At 68.2% G+C, this 21,549-nt stretch carries 20 protein-coding genes; 13 read left to right on the top strand and 7 right to left on the bottom strand.

What is annotated here, in order from left to right; all coding sequences use genetic code 11:
* The first annotated feature begins 12 nt into the window (after positions 1-12).
* Both metG and OHA18_RS06895 read left to right on the top strand, forming a co-directional pair.
* Positions 13-1,578, top strand: coding sequence for a methionine--tRNA ligase (gene metG, locus OHA18_RS06900; RefSeq protein ID WP_329002918.1), 1,566 nt, complete (start codon positions 13-15; stop codon positions 1,576-1,578).
* An 88-nt stretch (positions 1,579-1,666) separates the two neighbouring features.
* Positions 1,667-2,584, top strand: coding sequence for an NADP-dependent oxidoreductase (locus OHA18_RS06895; protein ID WP_329002917.1), 918 nt, complete (start codon positions 1,667-1,669; stop codon positions 2,582-2,584).
* Here the strand turns inward: OHA18_RS06895 and OHA18_RS06890 are convergent.
* The 5 genes from OHA18_RS06890 to OHA18_RS06870 are packed head-to-tail and all read right to left on the bottom strand — an operon-like array spanning position 2,575 to position 7,794.
* Positions 2,575-3,486 carry a phytanoyl-CoA dioxygenase family protein gene (locus tag OHA18_RS06890; protein ID WP_329002916.1) on the bottom strand — a complete coding sequence of 304 codons (912 nt, stop codon included), beginning with the start codon at positions 3,484-3,486 and terminating at the stop codon, positions 2,575-2,577. The genes OHA18_RS06895 and OHA18_RS06890 overlap by 10 nt on opposite strands.
* On the bottom strand, positions 3,483-4,757 hold the full coding sequence (locus OHA18_RS06885; RefSeq protein WP_329002915.1) for an ABC transporter substrate-binding protein: 1,275 nt from the start codon (positions 4,755-4,757) through the stop codon (positions 3,483-3,485). Before OHA18_RS06885 ends, OHA18_RS06890 begins: the two co-directional genes overlap by 4 nt.
* Positions 4,758-4,770: 13 nt before the next feature.
* Complete coding sequence (locus OHA18_RS06880; protein ID WP_329002913.1) at positions 4,771-5,580, bottom strand: carbohydrate ABC transporter permease; 810 nt, start codon at positions 5,578-5,580, stop codon at positions 4,771-4,773.
* Positions 5,577-6,491: a carbohydrate ABC transporter permease gene (locus OHA18_RS06875; RefSeq protein WP_329002912.1), complete on the bottom strand. Its 915-nt coding sequence runs from the start codon at positions 6,489-6,491 to the stop codon at positions 5,577-5,579. The genes OHA18_RS06880 and OHA18_RS06875 overlap by 4 nt, the downstream gene beginning before the upstream one ends.
* Positions 6,484-7,794, bottom strand: a complete 1,311-nt coding sequence (locus OHA18_RS06870; protein ID WP_329002911.1) for a glycoside hydrolase family 36 protein — start codon at positions 7,792-7,794, stop codon at positions 6,484-6,486. The genes OHA18_RS06875 and OHA18_RS06870 overlap by 8 nt, the downstream gene beginning before the upstream one ends.
* A 65-nt stretch (positions 7,795-7,859) precedes the next feature.
* On the opposite strand from OHA18_RS06870, the gene OHA18_RS06865 reads away from it, so the two are divergent.
* Positions 7,860-8,777, top strand: a complete 918-nt coding sequence (locus OHA18_RS06865; RefSeq protein ID WP_329002909.1) for a helix-turn-helix domain-containing protein — start codon at positions 7,860-7,862, stop codon at positions 8,775-8,777.
* Here OHA18_RS06865 and OHA18_RS06860 read toward each other — a convergent pair.
* Positions 8,749-10,884 carry a discoidin domain-containing protein gene (locus tag OHA18_RS06860; RefSeq protein ID WP_329002908.1) on the bottom strand — a complete coding sequence of 712 codons (2,136 nt, stop codon included), beginning with the start codon at positions 10,882-10,884 and terminating at the stop codon, positions 8,749-8,751. The two genes, OHA18_RS06865 and OHA18_RS06860, sit on opposite strands and share 29 nt — an antisense overlap.
* A 163-nt stretch (positions 10,885-11,047) precedes the next feature.
* On the opposite strand from OHA18_RS06860, the gene OHA18_RS06855 reads away from it, so the two are divergent.
* The 10 genes from OHA18_RS06855 (at position 11,048) to OHA18_RS06810 (ending at position 20,714) form a co-directional block, all read left to right on the top strand.
* On the top strand, positions 11,048-11,461 hold the full coding sequence (locus OHA18_RS06855; protein ID WP_329002907.1) for an SRPBCC family protein: 414 nt from the start codon (positions 11,048-11,050) through the stop codon (positions 11,459-11,461).
* A 10-nt stretch (positions 11,462-11,471) separates the two neighbouring features.
* Positions 11,472-12,383: a TatD family hydrolase gene (locus OHA18_RS06850; RefSeq protein ID WP_329002906.1), complete on the top strand. Its 912-nt coding sequence runs from the start codon at positions 11,472-11,474 to the stop codon at positions 12,381-12,383.
* Entirely contained in the window at positions 12,383-12,805 is a 423-nt protein-coding gene (locus tag OHA18_RS06845; RefSeq protein WP_329002905.1) for a hypothetical protein, read from the top strand. The genes OHA18_RS06850 and OHA18_RS06845 overlap by 1 nt, the downstream gene beginning before the upstream one ends.
* On the top strand, positions 12,802-13,947 hold the full coding sequence (locus tag OHA18_RS06840; RefSeq protein WP_329002904.1) for a hypothetical protein: 1,146 nt from the start codon (positions 12,802-12,804) through the stop codon (positions 13,945-13,947). Before OHA18_RS06845 ends, OHA18_RS06840 begins: the two co-directional genes overlap by 4 nt.
* Before the next feature lie 582 nt (positions 13,948-14,529).
* Positions 14,530-14,838, top strand: coding sequence for a hypothetical protein (locus OHA18_RS06835; protein ID WP_329002903.1), 309 nt, complete (start codon positions 14,530-14,532; stop codon positions 14,836-14,838).
* A 21-nt stretch (positions 14,839-14,859) separates the two neighbouring features.
* A complete protein-coding gene (locus OHA18_RS06830; RefSeq protein ID WP_329002902.1) occupies positions 14,860-15,474 on the top strand; it encodes a nitroreductase family protein in 615 nt (204 codons plus the stop codon).
* A gap of 226 nt (positions 15,475-15,700) precedes the next feature.
* Positions 15,701-16,828: a ubiquitin-like domain-containing protein gene (locus tag OHA18_RS06825; protein ID WP_329002901.1), complete on the top strand. Its 1,128-nt coding sequence runs from the start codon at positions 15,701-15,703 to the stop codon at positions 16,826-16,828.
* A gap of 18 nt (positions 16,829-16,846) precedes the next feature.
* Entirely contained in the window at positions 16,847-17,725 is an 879-nt protein-coding gene (gene rsmA, locus OHA18_RS06820; RefSeq protein ID WP_329002899.1) for a 16S rRNA (adenine(1518)-N(6)/adenine(1519)-N(6))-dimethyltransferase RsmA, read from the top strand.
* A gap of 18 nt (positions 17,726-17,743) precedes the next feature.
* Positions 17,744-18,676: a 4-(cytidine 5'-diphospho)-2-C-methyl-D-erythritol kinase gene (locus tag OHA18_RS06815; protein ID WP_329002897.1), complete on the top strand. Its 933-nt coding sequence runs from the start codon at positions 17,744-17,746 to the stop codon at positions 18,674-18,676.
* A gap of 148 nt (positions 18,677-18,824) precedes the next feature.
* The gene (locus OHA18_RS06810) at positions 18,825-20,714 is read left to right on the top strand and encodes a translation factor GTPase family protein (protein ID WP_329002896.1); all 1,890 of its coding nucleotides are present in this window, start codon (positions 18,825-18,827) and stop codon (positions 20,712-20,714) included.
* Here OHA18_RS06810 and OHA18_RS06805 read toward each other — a convergent pair.
* Positions 20,698-21,546: a fructosamine kinase family protein gene (locus tag OHA18_RS06805; RefSeq protein WP_329002895.1), complete on the bottom strand. Its 849-nt coding sequence runs from the start codon at positions 21,544-21,546 to the stop codon at positions 20,698-20,700. The genes OHA18_RS06810 and OHA18_RS06805 overlap by 17 nt on opposite strands.
* Between the last annotated feature and the right edge of the window lie 3 nt (positions 21,547-21,549).

The raw sequence follows: 21,549 nt of genomic DNA, 5'->3' as shown, positions 1-21,549 counted from the left end.
TACGCTTGAGACATGTCCGAGAAGGCCTATTACGTCACCACCCCGATCTACTACGTCACGGCCCCGCCGCACATCGGCAGCGCCTACACGACGGTGGCCGGGGACGTCCTGACGCGCTGGCACGCGCAGCGCGGCGAGCGCAAGTGGTACCTGACGGGTACCGACGAGCACGGCGAGAAGGTGATGCGCAGCGCGGAGGCACAGGGCATGTCGCCGCAGGCGTGGACGGACAAGCTGGTCGAGGAGGCCTGGAAGCCGGCCTGGGTGGACGTCGACATCGCGTACGACGACTTCATCCGGACCACCGAGCAGCGGCACACCGAGCGGGTCCGCGAGTTCTGGCAGACGCTGTACGACAAGGGCGACGTCTACAAGGGCGAGTACGAGGGCCTGTACTGCGTCGGCTGCGAGGAGTTCAAGCTTCCCGCGGACATCCGGACCGACGAGGACGGCACGCAGCGCTGCATGATCCACGGCACGGAGCTGGAGACGGTCTCGGAGACCAACTACTTCTTCCGGCTGTCGGCGTACGGCGATCGCCTGCTCGAGCTCTACTCGGAGCAGCCTGATTTCGTGGCACCGGCCAGCGCGCGCAACGAGGTGATCGCGTTCGTGAAGCAGGGTCTGCAGGACCTGTCGATCACGCGGTCGACCTTCGACTGGGGCATCCCGGTGCCGTGGGACGAGGACCACGTTCTGTACGTCTGGATCGACGCGCTGCTCAACTACGTGACGGCCGCGGGCTACGGCACCGACCCGGAGCGGTTCGAGGAGCTGTGGCCGGTCGACGTACACCTGGTCGGTAAGGACATCCTCCGGTTCCACGCGGTGATCTGGCCGGCCATGCTGATGGCTGCCGGGGTCGCCGTACCTCGCCAGGTCTTCGCCCATGGCTGGCTGCTGGTCGGCGGCGAGAAGATGAGCAAGTCGAAGCTGACCGCGATCGCGCCGCACGAGATCACCGACCACTTCGGCTCGGACGCGTTCCGGTACTACTTCCTGCGCACGATCCAGTTCGGCTCGGACGGATCGTTCTCCTGGGAGCACCTGAGCGCGGTCTACACCTCGGAGCTCGCGAACGGCCTGGGCAACCTGGCCAGCCGGATCGCGGCGATGGTCGGCAAGTACTTCGACGGCGTCCTGCCGGAGCCGACCGACCATGGACCGGCCGAGCAGGCGCTGGCGGACAAGCTCGCGCAGACGGTGGCGACCGCGGACAAGGCTCTGGACACACTCGCCTTCCAGGATGCGCTCGCCGCGATCAACGACCTGGTCGGCGCCGTGAACGGGTATGTGACCGAGCAGGAGCCGTGGAAGGTCGCGAAGGACGAGTCCAAGCGGGACCGGCTCGCAACGATCCTGTACTCCGCGGCCGAGACGCTCCGCGCGGTCGCCGTACTGCACAACCCGACGATGCCGAAGTCGTCCGCGAAGCTCTGGGAGCTGCTGGGCGCCGAGGAGAAGCTGGGTGCGCTGAAGGACCAACGGGTGCAGGACGCCGGCACCTGGGGCCAGCTGCCCGCCGGGTCCACGCTGACGAAGGGCGATCCGCTGTTCCCCCGCCTCGAAGAGAGCTGATTGCAGCAAAGTCGCGCCGCCGTCCGGGAATGCCGGGCGGCGGCGCTGCCTTTTCTTGTAGCAACAGCCAATTCGAGGAGGCTGCGCTATGCGGGCTGTGGTGTTCGAGGAGTACGGCGATCCCGAGGTGCTGAAGGTGCAGGACGTGCCGGAGCCGCACGCGGGTCCCGGGCAGGTGCGGATCAAGGTGCACGCGGCCGGGGTGAATCCGTACGACACGAAGATCCGGCGCGGCTTCACGAAGGACTTCGCCCCGGCGAAATTCCCCGCGATCCCGGGGTTCGAGGTGGCCGGGGTGGTGGACGAAGCTGGTGAGGGCGCCGAGTTCGCGGTCGGCGCCGAGGTCGTCGGCTGGTCGGCGGGCGGTTCGTACGCCGAGTACGCGCTCGCGGGCAATGTGACGCGCAAGCCGGCCGGGCTGGGCTGGGAGCAGGCGGTCGGCGTACCGGTGGCCGGCGAGACTGCGCAGCGGGTGCTCGATCTGCTCGGCGTGAAGCCCGGTGAGACGATCCTGATCCACGGTGCCGCGGGCGCGGTCGGTTCGGTCGCCGTCCAGCTGGCCAAGGCGGCCGGCCTGACCGTCATCGGCACTGCGTCGGCCGCGAATCACGAGTACTTGGAGTCCATCGGTGCGATTCCGGTGACCTATGGGGACGGCCTGCTCGACAGGGTCCGCGAGGTCGCACCGCAGGGTGTCGACGCGGTCTTCGACACCGCCGGCAAGGGCGGTCTGCAGGAGTCGATCGAGCTCCGGGGCGGCACCGACCGGATCATCACCATCGCCGACTTCGCCGCCGCCGAGCTCGGCATCCAGACGTCCGGGGGCGGCACCGGCACCCCCGAGCAGGTCCGGGCCGCCCTGGACGACCAGCTCCGGGCGGCCGCGGACGGCAAGCTCACGATCCGGATCGCCGACACCTTCGGCCTGGCGGACGCGAGCAAGGCCCAGGCGCTGAGCGAATCGGGCCACGCCCGCGGCAAGGTCGTCGTCAGCCCTCAGGCATAAGCAAAGCGGGACTTCGGCGTCGGTACGTCGTCAACGCGCGGATCCCAGCGATCGACGAAGTCCACTCCGGCCGGGACCTCGACACATTCCGTCGAGGTCCAGCCGCGGGTGAGGGTCGGGAAGTCCGGCACATCCGGGTGGTAGTGCGGCTTGCCGATGCCGAGCAGGTCTCGCGCCATCGGTGCGCTGCGAGCCTGGTAGCGGAAGTCGGCGGACAGTCGCAGCTGCTTGGTCCGGTTCGGCATCGCGCCGTGCACGGTGAGACTTCCGAACAGCAGCACGTCGCCCGGCTGGTACGACGTCGTACGCCACTCCGGATGGTTCTCGTCGGCCTCGGCGCGCATCATCCCCGGCCCGTCCGATGCCCGGACCGGTAGGACACCGAGCCGCGGCGAACCGGCGTACACTCTGAGTCCACCGATCTCCGGCGGCGCCGCGCTCAATGGCAGCCAGGTGGTGAGCGTGTCCACGCAACCCTGGATGAACCGGTAGTCCTGGTGGATCGGCGTCGGATTCGCACCGGGCGACGGCGGCGCGATCCGGCAGATATGCGCCGGATGCGCGAACGCCTCCTCACCCAGCAACCTGCCCGCCAGCCCGATCAACTCCGGCCGTACGGCGAGCTCGTGAAACGCTTGAGTGCTCTGAATCGCCGTGTAGGCACCGAAGAATCCGGCGGATCCCTCCTCGACAGCCCGCCCCGACGCCACCAGTTCCCGCAGGTCGGCATCGCGAGCCAACCAGTCACTGTCGTACAAGATCCGCGCCAGCTGTCCGTGCACATCCGTTACCACATCAGCCGGTAACAGACCGCGGAAGAACAAGTATCCGTCGGTGGCCATGCGTGTCCGCAGAGCGGCGGCGTCCGACACCACGTCGTACGAGTCGGTCAGTTCTTTCAATTGTCGTTTCCAATCTTGTCCATGGCTGCGGCGATGTCTTGGACGGGGGTCTTGTCGAGGAAGAGGTCGTTGGCGGCTTTGTTGATCTCGGTGACCTTGGAGGTCCAGCCGTCGGCGATCGGGAGGTTGACCGTGCTGCCGGCGGCCGAGTCGAGGAACGGTTTCACGTCGATGCCCTTCTTCTGCCAGAACGCCTGGTAGCCGGCGCCGGCGTCGGTGAGCGCCGGGATGATGTACCCCGCGTCGCCCATCAGCCGCTGCGCTTTCTCCGTACCCAGGAAGGCGACCAGCTTGCCGGCCTCGTCCGGGTGCTTGGTCTTCGCGAACATCGCCTCGGCGAGCCCGTTGATCACCACCGTGCGTCCGGCCGGTCCGGCCGGCATCGCGGCGACCCCGATCGGGAACTTCACCTCGGGCAGCGCGAACGGGAGCAGCGCGTTGTTCGCCGGGAACATCGCGACCTCGCCCCGGTAGAACATCTCGGTCGCCTGCCCGGTCGGCGGGTTGGTCCGGGTGCCGTCCGGCGACACCTTCCACTTGAAGATCAGGTCGCGCGCGAACTGCAGCGCCTCGACCGACTTCTGACCGGCGAAGTCGAACGTGCCGTACGGCTTGTCCATCGCCTGGCCGCCGTTCGACGCGATCCAGTTCAGCCACTGCGTCTGGTTGTGGTTCCACGAGCAGAAGCCCCACTGCTTCGTGCCGACGGTCAGCTTGCGAGCGACCTCGAGGAAGGTACCCGAACCGTCCGGTGCCCAGGTCAGCTCGGCCGGCATGGTCACACCGGCCTTCTTGAACAGGTCCTTGTTGTACAGCAACCCGACGATGCCCATGTCCTTCGGCATCCCCAGCTGCTTGTCCTCGAACTTGTACGACTGCACGACGTTCGGGTTGTACGCGTCGAGCTTCAGGCCGGCCTTCGAGATCAGGTCGTCCAGCGGCGCGAGCACGCCCTTGCCGGCGAAGTCCGGGAAGTAGTCGACGGTCAGCCAGAACACGTCCGGCGCCTTGCCGCTCGCGAGCTCGGTGGTGAGCTTGGTCCAGTACTGGTCCCAGGGCAGGACCTCCATCCGGACGGTGATGTCCGGGTTCTCCTTGGTGAATTCCGCGAACACCGCCTTGTAGCCGACCTCCTGCTGCTCGTCCCACAACCGGTACACGAGCTCGACCTTGCCGCCGCCACTCGAGCCGGCGTCGTTCGACGAGCCGCAGCCGGCCAGCGCGAGCACGCTGCCGGCGCCGATCAGAAAAGTCCTCCTGGACAAAGACATGAGAGCCTCCGAACTACTTGAGCCCGGTAACAGCGACCGAGCGGACGATGAAGCGCTGGAAGACGATGAACAGGACCAGCAGCGGCGCCAGCGCGATCAGGCTGCCGGCCATCACGGCGTTGTAGTCGACGCCGATCTCCCCTTTGAACAAGGCGATCCCGACCGACAGCAGCCGCTTGTCCTCGCTGCTGGTGATGATCAGCGGCCAGAGGAAGCTGTTCCAGTTGGCCACCACGGCGAGCGTGGTGACGGTGACCAGGATCGGTTTCGACAACGGCAGCACGATCGAGACCAGGGTCCGGAACCGCCCGGCGCCGTCGATCCGGGCGGCGTCCTCGAGGTCCGCGGGAATGCCGCGGAAGAACTGGCGGAGCAGAAAGATCGCGTACGGCGTACCGAGCATCGTCGGCAGCATCAGGCCGGCCCAGGTGTCGACCAGGCCGAGCTTCTGCATCATCAGGTAGAGCGGGATCATCGTGACCACCGGCGGCACCATCAATGTCGACAGATAGACCCAGAACAACGCGTCCCGGCCGGGGAACGACAGCCGCGCGAAGGCGTACGCCGCCAGCACCGCGAACACCACCTGGCCGAGGGTGATCCCGGCCGTGACGAGGGTCGTGTTGATCAGGTAGCCACCGAAGCCGGACGCGAACAGCCGATGGAAGGCGGCCGTGCTGGGCGGCACCCCGGGCTCCCACGGCATCGTCTCCGACAGTTGCCCAGGGCCCTTGAAGGCGGTCAGCACGGTCAGGAAGTACGGGAAGATCGCGAGTACGCAGCCGGCCACCAGGACGGCGTACACGAAGACACGCAGTTTCATCCGGACACCTCGTAGGTCGTACGGCGTTCGAAGTACACGAACTGGGAGATCGTCGCGATCAGCACCACGGCGAACAGCAGCACCGAGATCGTCGAGGCGTAGCTGAAGTCGAACTTCTTGAACGCCTCGTCGTAGATCAGGTACGTCGTCACCTCGGTGCTGTCACCGGGTCCGCCCTCGGTCATCACGAAGATCGTGTCGAAGGCCTGGAACGAGCCGATCACGTTGGTGATCAGCACGAACAGCATCGTCGGCCGCAGGAGCGGCAGCGTGATCGAGAAGAAGTGCGCGACCGGCGATGCCCCGTCCAGGGACGATGCCTCGCGCAACGACGGCGGGATGTTCTGCAGGCCGGCCAGGAAGAACAGCATGTTGTACCCGGCGAACTGCCAGATGTGCACCGCGGCGACGCTCGGCATCGCCAGCACCGGCGACGACAACCAGGCCGGACCGTCGACGCCGAACAGTCCGAGGAACTGGTTCAGCGCGCCGCGGCCCGGGTCGAAGATCCAGCTCCAGACGAGGCCGAGGGCAACGGGTGTCGCCATCCACGGGATCACCAGCAGCGCGCGGAAGTACTTCATCCCGCGCAGCTTGCGGTCGACGAGGAGGGCGAGGAGCAGGCTCAGAATCGTTGTGCCGGGCACGCAGATGATGACGTAGTACAGCGTGACCAGCAGCGAGTGCCAGACGTCGGAGTCGGTGAACAGCTTGCGGTAGTTGGCCAGGCCAATGAACTCCGGTGTCGACAGCAACTTCCAGTCGAACAGGCTGAGGACGAGCACGATCAGCACCGGCGCGAGCAGGAAGCCGAGGACGCCGACCAGACTCGGCGCGAGCAGCGCGTACCCGATGGCCGTCTGCCGAGCGCGGCCGATCCGGTGGGTACGGCGGGGCGCGGGCCTAAGCATCGGGATCCTTCAACGGGTGCGGACGCGGTGAGCTGGGGATGAGCAGTTCGCGGGTGCGATCGAGGCCCCACCGGTCGAGCTCGCCGATCGGGTCGCTCGACATCCGCAGACCTGGACCTCGAGAGATGTGTTCTGCCCAGAGCTCTCGCTCCTGGACATCCGGCCGCACGATCAGGCAGTCGGAGTCGTTGGCCCACCAGCGGCCGTGCAGGAACTCGCGGGCCACCGACGTGGACCGGGCGCCGCGCTGACCGGGCTGACTGATGTCGCCGGATGGTGGGTCGACCAACGGATCGGTGTCCGGCGAGATGCGCATGCAGTCGACCAGTCCGAGGCTCGGCAGGATCGGGGCGCCGCAGCCGTGCAGGATCCGGTTCGGCCCGACGGCCTCGCGCAGCAGCCGCATCCCGTGCCGGTACGCCGCGATGCCGCCGACCTGCTCGTGGCGCCGTCCGTCGATCGCACCGGCGTACACGAAGTCGAGCTTGAAGTGGTCGTACCCCTGGCGGCACAGCTCGGTGAACACGTCCTGGATGTGCCGTGCCGCGCCTGGGTGGGTGACGTCGAGGACCAGTTGCTCCTGGCCCCAGTTGGTGCCGGCGGTGATCCCGGGGACGAGCCAGTCCGGATGTTTGCGGGCTGTCTCGCTGCCGCTGCCGACCAGGAACGGTGCCACCCAGATTCCTGCGCGGCGACCGCTCGAGCGGATGTCGGCGGCGAGCCGGACGGTCGAGCCGAAGTCGTCGCGCGGCGTCAGCCAGTCGCCGATCGCCGCTTGGTATCCCTCGTCGAGCAGGACCAGGTCGACGCTGAGGTCGTGCTGGTCGAACTGGCGGACCTCGGCCATCACGTCGCGTTCGGTGACCTTGCCCCAGTACGCGTACCAGCTGCACCACGACGGCCCGAACACCCGGATCGGGGGCGTACCGAAGCTTTCGGCCCAGTCGGCGAGTGCCTGGTTGGCGTTCGCGTGCGTGCCTGTTGTGAGTTGTACGTCGCCGTCGGCAGAGATCACCAGCCGGTTGCCGTGGACCTCGGCGCGGATCGACGGGACCGCGTCGGGCGTGATCGCGGCGACCGTGGTGACCTCACCGGAGGTCGCGACCGCGAGCAGACCTTCGCCCTGGAAGCGGCCGGCGTCGACGCCCGGGCGGTACGCCATCACGTGATGGTTCGAGGCGGTCGGCCGCGGGGGCGACGCGTCGAGCCGGTACCAGCCGCTGGGGCTCCACGACTGCCAGCCATGCTCGAAGATCAGCGTGGACGCGTCGTACTCGAGCTCGGCGACGGGAGCGAAAGGCACGGAATCACTCGATTCTTCGGGTGCAGGATCTTGCTAATCTTGGAGCCCTCATGAGGGGATCCACCATGACGGAGCCTGCTGACTTCGAGCACGATCTTGCTACCCAGGTGCTGATCGAGCTGTACAGCGAGATCCCGCCGCCGAGCAAACTGGTGACCGGCCACTTCCACAGCGGCGGCGACTACCGCGTCGTCCGGCCGGACGGCGTGGGCAGCTGGTACCTGCTGTACACCGCGTCCGGGACCGGCCGGTATCTCATCGGCGAGAACAGGCTGACGCTGCGCCACGGGGACGTCGTACTGGTCAGCCCGGGGACGCCCCACGACTACGGGACCGTCGGCACGTACTGGGAGTCCTGGTGGGCGCACTTCCAGCCGCGACGTGAATGGCATGCGTGGTTGTCGTTGCCGCAGGCAATGCCGGGGCTGTCCTACGTGCGGTTGACGAGGTCGTCCGAGACCGACCGCGTGGTGTCGGCGTTCGACCGGCTGCACCGGGATGCGCAGCGGGCCGGGCTGTCCCCGACCGGCGACACCGAGCTGCACCTGCTGGAGAAGAGCGTCGCGACCGAGCTGACCATGAACGGCATCGAGGAGGTACTGCTGACCGCGGTCGCCAGCCTCCGCCGGGAGACGCAACACCTGGACGCCCGCGTGCATCTGGTGCTCGAGGCAATCACCGCGGACCCGGCCCGGCCGCACACGCTGACCTCACTCGCCGGGCTCGCCCAGGTGTCCGTCTCCCGCCTCGCACATCTCTTCAAGGAGCAGGTCGGCGACTCGATCATGAACGTCGTACTGGCGCTCCGCCTGCAACGCGCCGCCGAGCTGCTCGGCGCGACCGACATGTCCGTCGCGCAGATCGCCGCGGCGGTCGGCTTCGACTCGCCGCACTACCTCAGCCGCCAGTTCGGCCGCCGCTACGGGATGTCGCCGACCGCCCACCGCGCCAAGGTCAGGAACCCGGAGCTAGAGCTATATTGAGCTCGGTCGCCGCCGCGTAGTCCGAGCCGCCGGCCAGCCCGATGAGCCGGACGTAGCGCGCCGTCGTACCGGCCGGGAATCTGGCGATCTTGGCGTCGACGCTTCCGTCCCAGGAGCCGGTCGTCGCCGAGGTGAACGTGACGCCGTCGGTGCTCGTCTGGACGTCGTACGACGAGATCCGGCCGTTCGGTACGTCGGCGTCCTGCCGTGGGGTGTACACGAGCGCCTCGATCGCGCGCGGCGTCTTCAGATCGAGGGTGATGTACTGCGGCAGCGGTGCGTGCGGACTCCAGTTCGAGTGCCACATCGTCACGCAGTCGCCGTCGATCGCCGCGGGCGCGCTGTTGGCGGCAGACCCCTGGCTGGTGGCCGTCGCCGTCATCTCGCTCTGCGGCAGCAGGTTCAGCGGTCCGAACGGGCCGTCGGCGGGCGGTGGCGTACCGGGGATCGCGGTCACCCGTCCGAGACTGGGTGCCTTCAGCAATGGATGGGTGCGCAGATGGTTGAGGAAGACCTCCTGTCCCATCTTCGGAGCCCGGGTGAGGTCGGTGAACTGCTGGAACCCCGGATAGCCGTACTGCGCTCCGTGCAACGGCATCGCCGCGCTCGTCGTCACCCGGTACGTCTTGCCGAGCTGCAGCGGCTTCCCGTTGATCAGCACCTTCGCCGGATCGACCCGGTCGCCGACCGGTCTGCCCAGGTCGTAGGTGTAGCGGAAGTTGGCCGAGGTGGCGAGCGCGGACAGTCTGCTGCAGCCGTACGCCGGCGGGATCCACTGCTGCTCGAGGACGGCCTCGACCGCGGAGCCTTTCATCGAGAGCGTGGTGATCGGCGAGATCCCGGCGACCGGCCAGGCTTCTCCGTACGTCACCGTGCCAGCCTTCAGCCCGGCCGCGATCACGTCGACGCCGAGATCGGCCGGGATCAGCGCGAAGTCGCCGCCCGCCTCGGCCTTGTAGAGGTCGGCGACCAAGTTGCCGGTGCGGCTCTCGGCCTTCGGTGCGAAGTCGAGATCGCGATCGAGCTTCGCGAGCGGCTGCCCCTGCCGGGCGGTCCACTTGTCCATCCAGTACTTCACGATCTTCTGGATCTGCGGATCCGGCGTCAGATCCTTGGTGACCGCGTGGTTGGTCGCGGTGGTCGCGGACCTGATCACCTCACCGGTCGCCGGATCGAGCGACAGGTTCACCTCTCCGAGCACCCGGCCATGGTTGCTTGCCTCCAGCACCGGACGCGGTACGCCGTTCGGGTCCGGGATCATGCAGTTGAACGCGGTGTGCCAGTGCCCGCCCAGGATTACGTCGATGTCGGGCGACAGCGCGCGAGCGGCGTCGAAGATCGGACCGGTCGGGTTCTTGCACTCGTCGTACAGCCCGCCCTGCTGACCGCCCTCGTGCATGCTGACCACGATCGCGTTCACGCCTTCCGCCTTCAGTTCGGCCGCGGCCCGGTTCGCGGCGTCGACGACGCCCTGGAACTCGAAGCCGGAGCCCTCGATCGACAGCGTCTCGGTCGGCGTACCCGGGAAGCCGAGTCCGATGAAGCCGATCCGCTGCGACCCCGCCTTGGCGATCCAGTACGGCGGCAGCACCGGCCGCTCGGTCCGCGGGTCGACGATGTTGGCCGCGTGGTACGCGTAATCGGTGCCGTGGAAGTTGCGGCCGGTGGAGTCCTTGAAGCAGGAGTCGAAGCCCGGCTTGCCGTAGCAGGCGCCGGTCTGCATCCGGCGCAGGAACGGGAACTCCCGGTCGAATTCGTGGTTCCCGGCGACGTCGAAGTCCATCCCGAACGCGTTCAGCACCTCGATGGTCGGCTCGTTCGCGAACGCCTGCGTGTAGTCCGGCCAGCCGCTGAACTGGTCGCCCGAGCCGATCAGGAAGCTGTTCGGCTTCCGCAGCTGGTCCAGATGTGCCTTGAGATAGGCGGCGCCGCCGACCTGCTGCGTGCCGGCCGGGCCGGCGATGGTCAGGTTCTCGGTCTCGGAGAGATAGCCGTGCAGGTCGGTCAGGCTGAGGATCTGTACGGGGATCGGTGGTGCCGTCTCTGCGTTGAGCGCTCCCACGGCGAGGCCTAGGACGGCGAGGACGGCGCTGAACCTTCTGGGCATCGGCTGCTCCTGTCGGTCGGGCGGAACCGAGACGAAAACTACTGGGGTGCGAGGCCCGCGAACATGGCCGTGGGTGCTGACTTCCTGCACGATCCGGCTGACGCTTTTCTACAAGCGCATGGCGGCGGGGAACCGTACGGTCAGGGGAGAAGGGAGTTCGACGATGACTGGATATGAAGCGGTGGCCGAGATCGACATCGATGCGCCGCCCGCGCGGGTATGGGAGGTGCTGACCAGCCCCGAGAAGTTGAAGGAGCTGTGGTTCGGTGCCGAGGTCGAGACCGATTGGCAGGTGGGCAGCCCGATCACCTGGACCGGCGAATGGGAGGGCAAGCCCTATCAGGACAAGGGCAAGATCGTCGCCGTCGAGCCGGGACAGTTGCTGACCTTTACCCATTGGAGTCCGCTGACGGGGCAGGCCGACGTACCCGAGAACTACCACACGCTGACCTACGAGCTCAGTGGTGCGACGCACCTGAAACTCACCCAGGACAACAACGCGACCGAGGACGAGGCCAAGCACTCGCAGGACATGTGGGAGATGCTCGTCGCGAAGGTCAAGGAGGCCGCTGAGTAATCTAGGCGGCATGTCTGATGGTGTGGAGGTGGGCCGGCCGACTCGGGAGCGGGCTGCGGTGGGGGAGGACGGGCGGTCGCGGGACCGGAGCCGGCCCGCGGTGCCGGATCCGTTGCCGATGAGTGTGGTCGACGCGCATTGCCATCTCGACATCGCGGACGGCGAGGACGGTGCCTGGTTGAGCCCGGCGGAGGCGATCAAGCTGGCGTCGTCGGTCGGCGTGACCCGGATCGTCCAGGTCGGGTGCGATCTGCCGGGCGCGGCGTGGGCGGTCGAGGCGGCCACGCAGTACCCGAACCTGATCGCCGGCGTCGCCCTGCACCCGAACGAGGCCCCGAAGCTGAAAGAGGCCGGTGAGCTGGACAGCGCGCTGGCGGAGATCGAGCGGCTGGCGTCGAGCTCGGACAAGGTCCGGGTGATCGGTGAGACCGGGCTCGACTACTTCCGTACCGGCGAGGACGGGCGTACGGCGCAGCACGAGTCGTTCGCCGCGCACATCGAGTTGGCGAAGCGGCTGGACAAGACGCTGATGATCCACGACCGGGACGCGCACGAGGACATCCTGCGGATCCTCGACCGCGAAGGCGTACCGGACCGGTTGGTGATGCACTGCTTCTCCGGCGACACCGAGTTCGCCCGCGAGTGCGTGAACCGCGGCGCGTTCCTGAGCTTCGCCGGCGTGGTGACCTTCAAGAACGCCCAGTCCCTCCGGGACGCGCTCGCCGTCACCCCACTGGACCGCATCCTCGTCGAGACCGACGCGCCGTACCTGACCCCCTCCCCGCACCGCGGCAAGCCCAACGCGTCGTACCTGATCCCCCACACCGTCCGAAAAATGGCCGACGTCCTCAACCTCTCGGTCCCCGAACTCTGCACAGCCCTCAACAACAACGCCAACCGAGCCTTCGGAGGTCCCTGGTAATGGTCCAGTACGACGACGTCGACGCGCAGGTGCTGGGTCTCGCCGATTCGTTGCAGGGGGCCGACGAGGCAACAGTTGGCGCTGAGGTCGCGCGCTTGAAGACATTGGCCGAGCAGATCGCGGACGAGCGGTCCCGCCAGTTGGCCCTGATCAGAGTGCAGAAGCTGCCTGAGCTGATCCGCGGACCCCGGCCTGGCACCAGCCCGGAGTACTGGCGCGCGTCCACTGTGCTGGCACAGGTAATCAATGACAAGGGCTCGCCCGCGGAGCAGATCGCCCACGCCGAACGCGCGATCGCCGAGATCGGTGAACTGTCCCGCCAGGCTCCGCTGCGCGAGTCCCGGACGATCCTGCGGATGAATTCGACCCTGAAGCGGCTGATCGACCGCCGTCGGCGCGAGGGCCTGGAAGGCGGATCGTGACCGATGACGCCGTCGAGATCTCACCGGACACCTGGGAGTACCGGCTGGTGGCTGCGGTCGTGTATGCGGTCGAGCAGCGAGCCGGTGGCGTAGCGGCCGATGCGCGAACGCGGTGGAACGGGCGCCTGCTCGAATCCGAGGATCCGGACTTCCTCGGATTCGCAGAGGTGGACGGCAGCGTGTCGGTGTCGGTCGCCAACGTTCTGGAGCCGTTGCGCAGGGTTCGTGACCTCGATCGAGCGCTGACCGACGACGAGGCGTGGGAGGTTCGCGATGCCTTCGCGACGCTGACTCACGAGGCCGCGCATCTGCTCGCCGAGAACGGCGACGAACAGGCGCCCGACGCGTACCCGTACGATGCGGCAGCCGAGGCCTTCAACGAAGGCCGCACCGAGCACTGGACACATCTCAACCTCGACAACGTCGTCCGCGATGTGTTTCCCGACGCCGGGCTGGAGCACGCTCAGGTAGCGGTGATGTCCCAGTCGAACGATGACGCCTACGCCGCATACACCCCGGCCGCCCGGCACCTCGATCAAGCCCTCGCGACGCGCAGCGGGCTAACCGACGCGCAAGTCACCCAGAAGTTGATGTGCGCCGACGACCTCCAGCGGTGGAACGTCGCGGTCGACCTCGTGATCGACGAACGTTTCGTCAAGCCGGGCCTGATGCCCGAGGCGCATCGCGCTGAGGTGCGGAAAGAGTTGGTCGCTCCGCTGCGTGATTCACTGGCCGGTCTGGTCGCTGTCGAGGCCGACGAGTCGGTGGGGGACGACGAGAAGGCCGCCGAGTCCATGAAGGCGGCCCGGAGCGCGGTCGCCGAACTGGACCATGAGCTCAATCGCATCGAACGCAAATACCGCATCGACAAGGCGGAGCGAGCCCAGCAACAAGCAAGTCGGCCGGCCTCGCGGCGCAATCAAGCAGTTCGCCAGGCCGAGCAGGACCTTCCGCCGAACCTCAGACGCCTGCGGGCTCTGACCGACCCTCAGGCGCCGGCGGCCGGTGCGACGAAGCGAGGTACGGACGTCGCGGACCACGCGCCGTCCTCGCGGGGCGACGGCGCTCGTGCGCGTGGGCAACAAGCGAGCCGCCCGCAATCGGCTGGTCCCAACCAGCCGCCGTCCCCTCAACGCGGCTGAGATCACCTGAAAGACTGGTGTCATGGACATCGGCGGCTCGTGGTAACCGTTCTGACCGACGCGGATGTCCGGGGGCGGTTGCGGCCTGGGCAGGCTGTTGGGTGGATGCGGGAGGCGGTTGTGGCGGCTCATGAGGGGCGGCTGCTTACGCCGCCGCGGGTGTCTGCGGATCTTGGCGGTGGGCGGTTGGTCTTCACGACCGGGGCGCTGGAAGGGGAGTGGTACGGCTATCGGTCGTACGACTCGTTCGAGAACGCGCCGGGGGAGCAGGTTGTGGTGGTTCAGGAACGGGGGACGGGTGCGGTCGGGCGATTGCTGTGGGCAACGAGCTGGGGCCGCGGCGGGTGGGGGCGATCGGGGCGTGGCCGTCGACGCCCTGGCTGGGCGCGCCGCGTCGACGCCCACGGTGGTGTTCTGCTCGGTAGGCCTGGCCGGCAGCGAGGCCTACCTGCTGGCGAAGCTGATTGCGTGAGCGCGTGGACGCCGACGGTCAACGTTGGCGCCGACCGTTGTGCGGGGTGCCGGACGGGCGCAGTCTGAGGGCGTCGGCCCGGTCGGGCCGGCCTGCAAGGGGGAGGGGCAATGAGTGTTCTGATGACCCTGCGGGTAACTGGGGACCCCACGGCGATCGAGAAGCTGGGTGCCGACAACGGCGCGCTCTTCGAAGGTGTGATTGCGGACGCGTCGAGTCGCGGGCTGATCTCACATCACTTCTACGGCAGTGAGACCGAGGTCCTGGTCGTCGACGAGTGGCCCGACGAGGCGTCGTTCCAGGCGTTCTTCGAGAGCTCCGGGCCGCAGATCGAGCAGATGATGTCGGCGGCCGGTGTGACGGCGCAGCCGGCGGTCGAGTTCTGGCGGCCCCTGGAGGTCGGCGACGAGGTCGGGTGACCTCGCTGGTAGACACACCTCATGGAGTTCAGCGAGGTGGTCCGGCGGCGGCGGATGGTGCGGAACTACGACCCGGATCGGCCGGTGGCCGATGAGGTCCGTGAGCGGATCCTGGAGAACGGTTTGCGGGCGCCGTCGGGCGGGTTCAGTCAGGGCTGGGCGTTCCTGACGCTGGAAGGCGAGGACCGGGAGCGGTACTGGCGGATCGCGGCCGAGGATCCGGACGAGAAGTATGTGGAGTGGATCACAGGCCTGCGCCGCGCGCCGCTGCTGGTCCTCGCCTTCGCGCACAAGGACGCGTACCTCGATCGGTACACCGAGGCGGACAAGGGCTGGACCGATCGCGACGAGGGCCGCTGGACCGCGCCGTACTGGTACGTCGACACCGGGATGGCGGTCCTGCTGATGCTGCAGACGGTCGTCGACGAAGGCCTGGGAGCCTGCTTTTTCGGGCCTCCCGCGGACAAAGTGGGCCGGCTGCTCAAGGAGTTCGGCGTACCCGCGGGCTTCGATCTGGTCGGGGTGCTGTCGGTCGGGCACCGGGCCCAGGACAAGCGCTCGCCGTCGCTCAAACGCGGCCGCCGGACGACCGCCGAAGTGGTGCATCGCGGTCAGTGGGGTCATCACCTGGCGTGACGGGGCATGTCGGCCCCGTTACACCCTTTTGCGACTCGCCGACCAGGGGATTGGCGCTTCCGGCATATCTTCGTTATGGTCCCGTGATGTTGGCCGGGATCGGGGAAGATTCCGGGCAGCACAACCCCTCGGCGGGACAAGAAGCTCCGGGCAGCCAGTCCGGCGTCGACGGTCGGTGCCTGTGCTGTCCCACCCCGTGCCCGGGTAGCCCTACCTGGGAGCGTTAGTGCGTAAGTCCATCATCGCGGCCGTCGGTGCGACCGCCGCGATTGCCGTCGCCGGCGGCTCTGTGGCGTATGCCGACAAGAGCAAGACCGTGAGCCTCTCCGTCGACGGCCAGGTGCGGAAGGTGCACACCTTCGGCTCCACCGTGGCAGACGCCCTGAAGGCCGAGAAAGTTCAGATCGGTGACCACGACGTGGTCGCGCCGGGTCCGGACGCCAAGCTGAAGGACGGCCAGGAGATCTCGGTTCAGTACGGTCGCGAGCTGACCGTCAACGCCGACGGCACCAAGAAGGCCTACTGGACCACGGCCGACAGCGTGAACGAAGCGCTCGCCGACCTCGGTCTGCGCTACGACGGGGCTCAGCTCTCCACCAGCCGCAGCGCGCCGCTCGGGCGCGAGGGGCTGGAGCTGGTCGTGAAGACCCCGAAGACCGTGCAGATCGTCCACCTGGGCAAGATCGCGACCATCTCGTCGCTGGCCGGCACTGTCGGCGAGGCCCTGACCGAGGCGAAGATCCGCTGGGACGCCGACGACCGGATCTCTCCGGCCGCCGCCACCCCGCTGAAGGCCGGCGTCAACAAGATCGGCTACGTGCAGGTCCTGCAGAAGCAGGTCACCAAGACCCTCGCGGTCGCGCACGGCACCGACGAGACGAAGTCGGCGACGCTGGTCGAGGGCACCACGAAGACCACGGCCAAGGGCACCGACGGCTCCAAGTCCGTCACGTACCTGTACACCTACCTGGACGGCAAGCTGTCGGCCACGAAGGTGGTCGCGTCGAAGCTGGTCAGCTCGCCGGTCGACGAGAAGGTCCTGGTCGGCACCAAGCCGAAGCCGGCGGAGCCGACCACCACGACCACGGACGAGAAGCCGACGAGCACCGGCAGTGGTGGCGCGTGGGACCGGATCGCCGCGTGTGAGTCCGGCGGCAACTGGGCCTCGAACACCGGCAACGGGTACTACGGCGGTCTCCAGTTCGACCACGGCACCTGGGCTGCGTACGGGGGTACTGCGTACGCGAACAACGCCAACGGTGCCTCCAAGGCGCAGCAGATCGCGATCGCGGAGAAGGTCAAGGCCGACCGCGGTGGCTACGGCGCTTGGCCGGTGTGCGGCAAGAAGGCCTGAAGCTGACACACTGACGGCGTGAGCTCGTCTGATTCATCCACCTCCGCCGGACCGAGACTTCTCGGTCCGGCGGAGGTGCGTTCGCTGGCCGCGTCCCTCGGGGTCCGGCCGACCAAGCAGCGCGGCCAGAACTTCGTCATCGACCCGAACACGGTCCGCCGGATCGTTCGCGCCGCCGACCTGACCGCGGGTGAGACCGTGCTGGAGGTCGGTCCCGGGCTCGGTTCGCTCACCCTGGCGCTGCTCGCGGAAGGGCACCCGGTCACCGCGGTCGAGATCGACCCCCTGCTGGCGCAGGCGCTCCCGGCCACCATTGCGACGTACGCGCCGGAGCAGGCGTCCGCGTTGACCGTGGTCGAGGCCGACGCGATGGACGTGACGCCGGCCGAGATCGGTGCGCCGACCGCCTGCGTGGCGAACCTGCCGTACAACGTCGCCGTACCGGTGCTGCTGCACCTGCTCCAGGTCTCGGACTCGCTGCGGCACGGTCTGGTGATGGTGCAGTCCGAGGTCGCGGATCGGTTGGCCGCCGGGCCGGGATCGCGCACGTACGGCATCCCGTCCGCGAAGGCCGCCTGGTACGCCGAGGTGCGCCGCGCCGGGCCGATCGGACGGAACGTGTTCTGGCCGGCGCCGAACGTGGACTCCGGCCTGGTGGCGTTCGAGCGGCACGATCCGCCGCAGACGCCGGCCAGTCGCGAGGAGGTGTTCGCGGTGATCGAGGCCGCGTTCTCGCAGCGGCGGAAGACGATGCGGTCCGCGCTGGCGCGGTGGATGCCGGACCGGGCGCGGCTGGACGAGGTGTTCCGGGCGACGGGCATCGACCCGCAGCTGCGCGGCGAGATGCTCGGGATCACAGAGTTCGCCGCTCTCGCGGGTGCAGGTCGGACTCGGTAATGCCCTAGCCTGTGCGACGTGCCACCTTCTGTTGAGGTCACGGTGCGGGCACCGGCCAAGATCAATCTCGGTCTGTCGGTCGGTCCGCCGCGCCCGGACGGGTTCCACCCCGTCGCCACGGTGTACCAGGCCGTTGCCTTGTACGACGACGTCACCGCGCAGGTCCGTGACGACGACGGCGACGTGTCGGTCGAGATCGTGGGGGACTTCGCGGACGACGTACCGACCGACGAGACGAACCTCGCGGTCAAGGCGGCCCGGCTGCTGCAGGCGGAGTACGACGTCGACGAGGGTGTCGACCTGACGATCCGCAAGACGATCCCGGTGGCCGGCGGGATGGCCGGTGGATCGACTGACGCGGCAGCGACCCTGGTGGCGTGCAATCGCTTGTGGGGCCTGCAGCTGACCCAGACCGAGCTGCAGCATCACGCCGGGGAGCTCGGCAGCGACGTGCCGTTCTGCCTGGTCGGGCACACGGCGCTCGGTCAGGGCCGCGGCGAGCAGGTCACCGAGGTGATGTCCCGCGGGACGTTCCACTGGGTGTTCGCGGTCGCCGAAGGCGGCCTGTCCACCCCGGAGGTGTACGGCGAGCTGGACCGGCTGCGGCCGCTGCGCCGGGTCGAGGCGCCGCAGGTCCGTCCTGAGCTGCTGTCCGCGCTGCTGTCCGGGCAGCCCGGCGCGCTCGCCATTGCTCTCAGCAACGACCTCCAGGCGGCGGCGCTGTCGCTGCGGCCGGAGCTGGGCGACACGCTCCAGTTCGGCCTGGACCAGGGCGCGCTGGCCGCGCAGATCTCCGGCTCCGGCCCGACCTGCCTGTTCCTGGCCGCCGACAGCCGGAGCGCGGTCGACCTGGCCGTGGAGCTCGCCGAGTCCGGCCTCTGCCGCATGGTCCGCCAGGCCGAAGGCCCCGTCCCCGGCGCCCGGATCCTGCCGGCGATCGTCAACCGGTAGAAAATCGCTCGTCCGCACCGTTGGTGTGGTGTTACGGTCCGATTGCCCCTTAGTGAGAGACAGGAGACCGGGATGCGCCGCAATGTGATCGACCTCATCGGTACTGATCGCATCGACGCATTCGCGAGGACTCTTGAACTCTCTGACGATGGGCATTGTGGCGCATGTCGACGCCGGTAAGACCAGCCTGACCGAGCGGCTGCTGTACGCCGCCGGGGTCATCGACCGGGTCGGCCGGGTCGACGACGGGAACACCCAGACCGACTCGATGGACCTCGAGCGGAAACGCGGCATCACGATCCGCTCGGCGGTGGTGTCGTTCCAGCTCGGCGACCTGCCGGTCAACCTGATCGACACGCCTGGGCACTCGGATTTCATCGCCGAGGTCGAGCGGGCGTTGTCCGTGCTCGACGGCGCCGTCCTGGTGGTCTCCGCGGTCGAGGGCGTGCAGCCGCAGACACGGTTGCTGATGCGCATCCTGGACCGGCTGCGCATCCCGACACTGCTGTTCGTGAACAAGATCGACCGCATGGGCGCGCGGTACGACGACCTGCTGGCGGACATCCGCCGGTTGCTGACGCCTTCCGCCGTACCGATGGTTGCCGTTACGGATCTCGGCACGCGGTCCGCCGGCCTGACGCCGCTCGACACCGAGCCGCTCGCGGAGATGCTTGCCGAGCGCAACGATGAGTTCCTGGAGGGATACCTGTCCGGCGGTCCGCTCGATGTCGCCGGCGAGCTGCGACGTCAGGTGGCGGCGGCGCAGGTGCACCCGGTGTACTTCGGGTCGGCGATGACCGGGGTCGGGGTGCCGGAGCTGATCGAGGGTATCCAGCTGTGGTTGCCAACGGCAACTCACTCGGTAGCGGATCCGTTACAGGCAAGGGTTTTCAAGGTCGAGCGTGGTGCGGCGGGGCAGAAGATTGCCTCGGCGCGAGTGCTCGCGGGCGCGCTGGCCGCGCGGACGTCGGTTGACGTGCAGCCGGTGGACGGGCCTACGTACCAGGTGCGACCGACCGGGATCGAGGTGTTCGAGCAAGGCTCCCGGCATTCGGTCGACCGGGCCGAGGCCGGCCAGATCGTGGCGTTGCGCGGGCTGAAGAGCATCCGGATCGGTGATCAGCTCGGCGTCCGCACCAAGCAGGTCGGGCGGTTGTTCGCGCCGCCGACGCTGGAGACCGTGGTGAGCGCGCGGGACCGGGTCAAACTGTTCCAGGCGTTGACGCAGCTCGCCGAGCAGGATCCGCTGATCCGGGTCCGCAAGGCCGACGAGATCACCGTCAGCCTGTACGGCGAGGTCCAGAAGGAGGTGATCGCGTCCTTGCTGGCAACGGAGTACGGCGTGGAGGTGACCTTCAGCGAGACCACGCCGATCCATGTCGAGCGGCTCGACGGGTCCGGCGAGGCGGTCCGCGAGATCACGGCGCCCGAGAACCTATGGGCGGCGGGCGTCGGCTTCCGCGTCTCACCGGTTGCCGAGGGCATCGAGTACAACCTGGTCGTCGAGCTCGGCGGGCTGCCACGCGCCTTCCACACCGCCATCGAGGAGACGGTCCGTCTGACACTCCAGCAGGGCCTCTTCGGGTGGGAGATCCCGAACATCCGGGTCGACCTCATCCACACGGCGTACTCCAGCCCCGTCACGGTCGCTGCTGACTTCCGCCGGTTGGTGCCGCTGGTGCTCATGCAGGCGATCGCGGCGGCCGGTACGACGGTGCTGGAGCCGGTCAACCACTTCGAGCTGGACGCGCCGTCCGACACCGTCTCGCGGGTCCTCGCTCACATTGCCGAACACCGCGGCGTCGTCTCGCAAACCAGTCTCACCGAGTCACAGGCCCACCTGGAAGGCACGATTCCCGCGGCCACCACGCATCCCTTCGAGACCATGCTGCCCACCCTGACCCACGGCGAGGGCCTGCTGGCCTCCACCTTCCACACCTACCAGCCGGTCCCGGGTCCACCACCGACCCGGACCCGGACCGACGGCAATCCCCTCAACGAGAAGCAGTACGTCCTGAATCTCAATCGAAGCGTTTGAGGATGGTGTGGATCTGGGCGACAGTCTCGGCGCGGTCGGGCCAATGGGCCGTGATGCAGAGGAGTTCGCGGAGGTGGAGGAGGGGCATGCGGCTGCGCCAGCCCTCGGCCAGCGGGTGGAGCTCCTCGTAGGCGTCGAAGAACGTCTCCGAGAGGTGGCCGTAGATGAGGAGGGTGGCGAGGTCGGCCTCGGGCCAGCCGTAGTTCACGGCAGGATCGATCATGCCGGGCTCGCCGTCCGGGCCGGGGAGAAGGTTGCCGTGCCAGAGGTCACCGTGGAGGAGGGACGGCGCCTGGGCGGGGACGAGATCAGTCAGCCGGTTGGCGACGCGTTCCAGCCGGCGCCGGTCGGCCTCGGGGAGTTGCCCGAAGCAGTTGGGCTCCTCGAGGTACCGGAGCAGACGCTGCTCGGCGAAGAACGTGTGACCGTCCGTTGTCCACGGGTTCCACTGCGGGAGCGTGCCCAGGTAGTTGTCCTGGTGATACCCGAACTTGTCGGCCGTCTGCCGATGCTGCAGCGCCAGCGCGCGGCCCGCATCCTCCCAGTACGTCGGCGACGCTTCCGCCGTACCCAGGTCGGCCAGGACGATGAACGCCGGCGTGACCCGAAGCACCTCAGGTACGGCGAACCCGCCGGGTGCTCGCAGTGCGTCGAGGCCGTCGGCCTCCAGCGGATACAGGTCGGACGGCAGGTTGTCCTGCGTCTTCACGACCACCGTCCGGCCCAGCGACGTCCGCACGCGGAAGGTCTTGCTGGCGTAGCCGCCCTCCAGCGGATCGGCCGCGATCGGGTCGCCGAGGGACAGTCCTGCGAGCCAGGCGGGAGTCAGCACCTG

It is taken from the genome of Kribbella sp. NBC_00709, from assembly GCF_036226565.1.
Lineage (GTDB): Bacteria > Actinomycetota > Actinomycetes > Propionibacteriales > Kribbellaceae > Kribbella.
Note: the sequence above shows the minus strand (reverse complement) of the source record. Positions and strands in the feature narration are given on the sequence as shown.